The organism is Sphingobacterium phlebotomi, from assembly GCF_008180195.1.
Classification (GTDB): domain Bacteria; phylum Bacteroidota; class Bacteroidia; order Sphingobacteriales; family Sphingobacteriaceae; genus Sphingobacterium; species Sphingobacterium phlebotomi.
In genome coordinates, this window is record NZ_VTAV01000035.1 from 1 (window position 1) to 4183 (window position 4183).

General features: G+C 38.7%; 8 protein-coding genes. 1 reads left to right on the forward strand and 7 read right to left on the reverse strand.

Translation table 11 applies throughout. From position 1 onward, the window contains the following. Positions 1–206: hypothetical protein (locus FXV77_RS22250; RefSeq protein WP_187444216.1), on the forward strand; the 206-nt coding region annotated here is incomplete at its 5' end. Between the two features lie 115 nt (positions 207–321). Here the strand turns inward: FXV77_RS22250 and FXV77_RS21750 are convergent. From FXV77_RS21750 to FXV77_RS21780, 7 genes are all read right to left on the reverse strand, one after another. After that, positions 322–564 carry a hypothetical protein gene (locus tag FXV77_RS21750; protein WP_148921351.1) on the reverse strand — a complete coding sequence of 81 codons (243 nt, stop codon included), beginning with the start codon at positions 562–564 and terminating at the stop codon, positions 322–324. A gap of 415 nt (positions 565–979) precedes the next feature. Further along, complete coding sequence (locus tag FXV77_RS21755; RefSeq protein WP_148921352.1) at positions 980–1441, reverse strand: hypothetical protein; 462 nt, start codon at positions 1439–1441, stop codon at positions 980–982. Between the two features lie 308 nt (positions 1442–1749). After that, positions 1750–2160, reverse strand: coding sequence for a hypothetical protein (locus FXV77_RS21760; protein ID WP_148921353.1), 411 nt, complete (start codon positions 2158–2160; stop codon positions 1750–1752). Between the two features lie 58 nt (positions 2161–2218). Beyond that, positions 2219–2443 carry a hypothetical protein gene (locus FXV77_RS21765; RefSeq protein ID WP_148921354.1) on the reverse strand — a complete coding sequence of 75 codons (225 nt, stop codon included), beginning with the start codon at positions 2441–2443 and terminating at the stop codon, positions 2219–2221. After that, positions 2440–2709 carry a hypothetical protein gene (locus FXV77_RS21770; protein WP_148921355.1) on the reverse strand — a complete coding sequence of 90 codons (270 nt, stop codon included), beginning with the start codon at positions 2707–2709 and terminating at the stop codon, positions 2440–2442. Before FXV77_RS21770 ends, FXV77_RS21765 begins: the two co-directional genes overlap by 4 nt. Positions 2710–2747: 38 nt before the next feature. After that, on the reverse strand, positions 2748–3104 hold the full coding sequence (locus FXV77_RS21775) for a hypothetical protein (protein WP_148921356.1): 357 nt from the start codon (positions 3102–3104) through the stop codon (positions 2748–2750). Between the two features lie 17 nt (positions 3105–3121). Beyond that, positions 3122–4183, reverse strand: a 1062-nt coding sequence (locus FXV77_RS21780) for an RHS repeat domain-containing protein (RefSeq protein WP_148921357.1), incomplete at its 5' end; no start/stop codon positions are given.

The following is a 4183-nucleotide window of genomic DNA, read 5'->3' on the forward strand; positions in this document are numbered from 1 at the left end:
ATTTCACTGCTCAGCTGCCCGAGGTCATCGTAGGTGTAGGAGGCATAGTTCGATACGGATGCCAACCGGTTGGTGTTCGGCGTATAGCTGTACTGATAGTTGGCCAGGGTATTCCCTGTACTGCCTGTACGGCGCAGCGTTTTGATATTGCCATGCGCATCATAGGATTCTATGAAACCTGGTCTACGTGGCTTAAACTGGAATAATGTAAAAACCGTAATTGGTAAAGTTGCGAAAGATTATCCCGCTATTGATTTACTTGTTTTGGAAAATTAGAGAAATTAAAATGGAAATGTCCCGATTTTTCTCAGGAAATTTTCATTATTGCCCATTCCAAACTTTATCAAATTCTACTTCTGTGATAAAGTCTGTTTCATTTAATTCTAGTTCATCGAGAGATTGATCATATAATATTGACTCTCCTTGATGAGGATTCTCAGGTGTTAATAAAACCCTACCTTTAGGAGTCTTCTCTATTTGCTTCACTGCCTTACAATCTTGAAAACGTATGTAAAATAGAACATCTTCTTCATCCCAATATTTCTTTACAAATAATTCCTGCATATACTATGGCTTTGCTTTAAAAATTGAAGTTCCGTGTCTTTCATTTAACTCCCATTTCCACCGTTGGGGCACAAACCGATGATGTAGTTCAGTAAACTGTTCCCAAGTTTGTCCAGTCTCCCAATTAATCATTGGATCTAATTTCGGTTTCGTCCTATTTGACCAATACTCTCTTTTATACTGTTCAAATGTTTTTCCCCCTTGAAACCAGTTAAAGTCCCCTGTTAGCTTTCCAGCAAGAACCCCAATACCCAATGCACTTCCGGCACCGGCCAACGTCGTGGATATCGATCTATTTCTACTCTCAGGTGTTGTGACGTTATTGAAATCTATACCATAGTTAAAAGATACATTTCTTACCTCATTACCATAAAAGTTTAGATTGGCCAGACTGAATGCAGGTGGTTGCTGGAAATTAACTTAAAACTTTCTGTAAATCTACTTTCAGCAAATCCATTTTAGTATCCAAATTTTTCTTCTTCACTACTTCTGATAGTAAATCCAACTTCTGTAAAATGGATTGCTTTAAAAATCTGTAACGCTCTTCCTCTGATTTACTAAAGAAATTCTCATTGTCTACGATTATCGGTATACCGATTGCCTTTTCTTTTGCTCTGTAGGGTTCTATCTCTTTTAGGTTTTGTATCTCTATCGAAAGTGGGTTTACATAAAATTGCAACAAAGCTAGCTTCAAGTCCTTACCATAATCTTCATGCTTCAGTTTCTTCAATGTATCGCATATTCCTTTATCGCCCCAGATATAGGACCTAAATAACCGTCCTTGTTCTAATGCTAAATCCTTCGTCTCTTGATTGGCATCTGGATACGGCTGTGTAGCCGAAACAAAACAACCAAATATATTTTCAGTATCACTCATTTTAATTAATGCATGTTTTTATTTAATGGTCCTCGTAAGATTTGATTTTGTCCAAACTCCCAATCCCAAGCAGATTTCCTATTAGGGAAAGGGAACTTTTCCATATACTTATCTAACATAAATTTTTTCGTGTACCTGCTCTCCGGTACTAACTTGGAAGTAATCCCATTCTTTAAAAATGTTCCGTCCTGTGAATACAACTTATAACCCCACGTAGGCTTAAGGCTTTTCAAAGAGTTTCCATGTACTGCAACCTGCTCTACAGTGTTAACTCCCGTCTTAGCGGCATTACTTGTAACATACGCAACCTAAACTTTATTCCAATGCTTTAAAGCCAATCTCAATTCCTTAGCAGACTTTAATAATTTCCGTTCTAACTCTCCATTCACGTCAAACTTATTAAAATCTTCATTATTTCTTTCGATTTCATTTCTTTCAATTCCAGAAAGTATCCTTTTATTTAGGTCATTCAAATGCAATGTATGTGTCTTGTCATCATAATCTGGAAGTTTTCCATTTTTTAACTCAAAGACTATTACTTGCAGGTAGTCTTCTATGTTTTCATAAGATATGGAAACAGCTCTCTCAGTATCACGATATTCTACATCATAAAAAGCGTTCCCGTTCTCTGTTTCTTTTGATAGTATAAATCCAAATTCAGTTATCAGAAAAGAGAAAAACAGCTTTACTATTTCTATGTATTTTGTTCCGTCAATCATTATTCTTATGGTTTTATTATTTGAAATGCATCTGGATGAAGCTTTAAATAGTTTTTAATCATATTCTGCTCCATCTGATAGAAAATGCTTGGCGTTTTTCTCGTCGCATCGAGCCCAATATCCAAAATTGGCCCACACCACTTCTCATCTGCTGTAAAATCCATTGTCGGTTATAAATCATCATCTGACTTGTTCCTTGATCAGCAGTTCCAATAAACTCTGGCATGGTATTCAAAATCACTGAACCTGGGTTTTCTGCCGCTGCAGTAGCTACTCGCTTCATCCCTTCACCAAGAATTGTCTTCCCCCCTGAACAACATCATCAACAATCGGAATACTGGTTGTTGTTAAAGAAAACTGTGCTGGCTTACCCCACACAGTTCCATACCCAAGAGTCGCACCTTCGGCCAAAGCGGTTCCGAAATAACCCATTGCGCCAAGGTAATCACCATTGTACACTGCGGACTCAAACATTCTCGATGATTGCCATACGGGTAAACCGCTTTGAAAGTTATCCCATTGCTTGCAGTAGAATATTTTCAGCTCCAAACTTTGCTTTCGGCTTGTATCCCTCCTTAGTGGCAATTTTACTTATCCACTCTACAACTTTTCGCAATAATTTTTATTTCACTTCCAGTTGACGCTGTTTTTATTATAAAGCACAGCAATGTATCTTTCAATATTCCATGCCACTTTTCATTAAACCTCATTATATCTATATCGTCATTTGGTGCGATGTATGCTTCATAAATAGATTCTTCTGCTACAACACCGAAATTCATGTCCATTCTGAGCCAATAAACGTCTTCAAATAAAATTTTCTTTATTCCGATATCATACCAGTCAATTTCAAATAGAATCGTATCGGTTTTACCCGGATTATTTCTATCAATTTCAATTTTCTTAATAACTGAATCATGCCAATATAATTCATCAAATCCCATAATTTATTTTTTAAATATTACCACCATGGCCATCTTGAAATATCAAAAATATGCTCTTTTCCTCCATCTAAATGAAAGTGGCTTACATTTGGCCCCTTCATGTTAATTGGAGTAGGAGGATCAATTCTTAGTTTTTCAATAAACTTTCCATTTTCAATTATTCCGTAATTTGAACTTCGGAAAGGATTTACAACAAATTCATCTGGTATTTTTGCTCCTTTAGGCAGTACAACACCTTCGTTAGTAACAAGAAAAACTTTGCTTTCGGCTTGTATCCCTCCCTTAGCGGCCTTTAAAAAAGATAACGACCTTGCTAAAACAACCTCACCACCGGCAAAGTTAGCAACATTTTGCCCAATTGCCAGTGCGGTAGCAGGATTAGATATATCATTATAATTAGCATTCGCTAATATTTGTTGATAATTATACATCGACTGCCTATGGCTCTGGCTGGTAAGATTAAGAAACGGTGATGACGCACTAATCGTTGTCCGGTTTTGTCCAACGTCCTGCCAGCTCGGCATTTTATAAGCCGTAACAACTACTTCATCAATCGCAATAGGGTTCTTTTCATGCCCTGCGGGATAGCCATTCCCGAACACCCCTTTCAACCAACCCCATAATCCTCCGCCATCCTGACCCCCATCCGGGTCAAACCTCATCACCGGGTTATTACCCATCCCCACATAGGGAGACCAGTATTGCCCATAAGGGTCCGTACTCAACCAACGTCCTATCGCAGGATCGTAGTTACGAAGATAAAAATTATTCCAGCCAGTTTCACCATCTTTTTCCGAATATTCGCCCTGATAGCCATAGCGAGACGGGATACCGGCCGATTGGATGATGGAGCCAAAAGGATAATAGTCGGCATAATATATAATGTCCGCATTTCCGCTGGACAGCTTGTTCCGGTTGATGATAGCCCGCACCGAACCTACGTGGTCCGTCAATTGGTAGTGGTAGACATTCGCCTGACGGTAGTAGATACCCGATGGTATAGGCTGCTCGATCAGCTGGCTGCCTTGGTACACATTGCCGTCCACATACCAGGTTGTCACGTTCTGCAGATGGTCCTG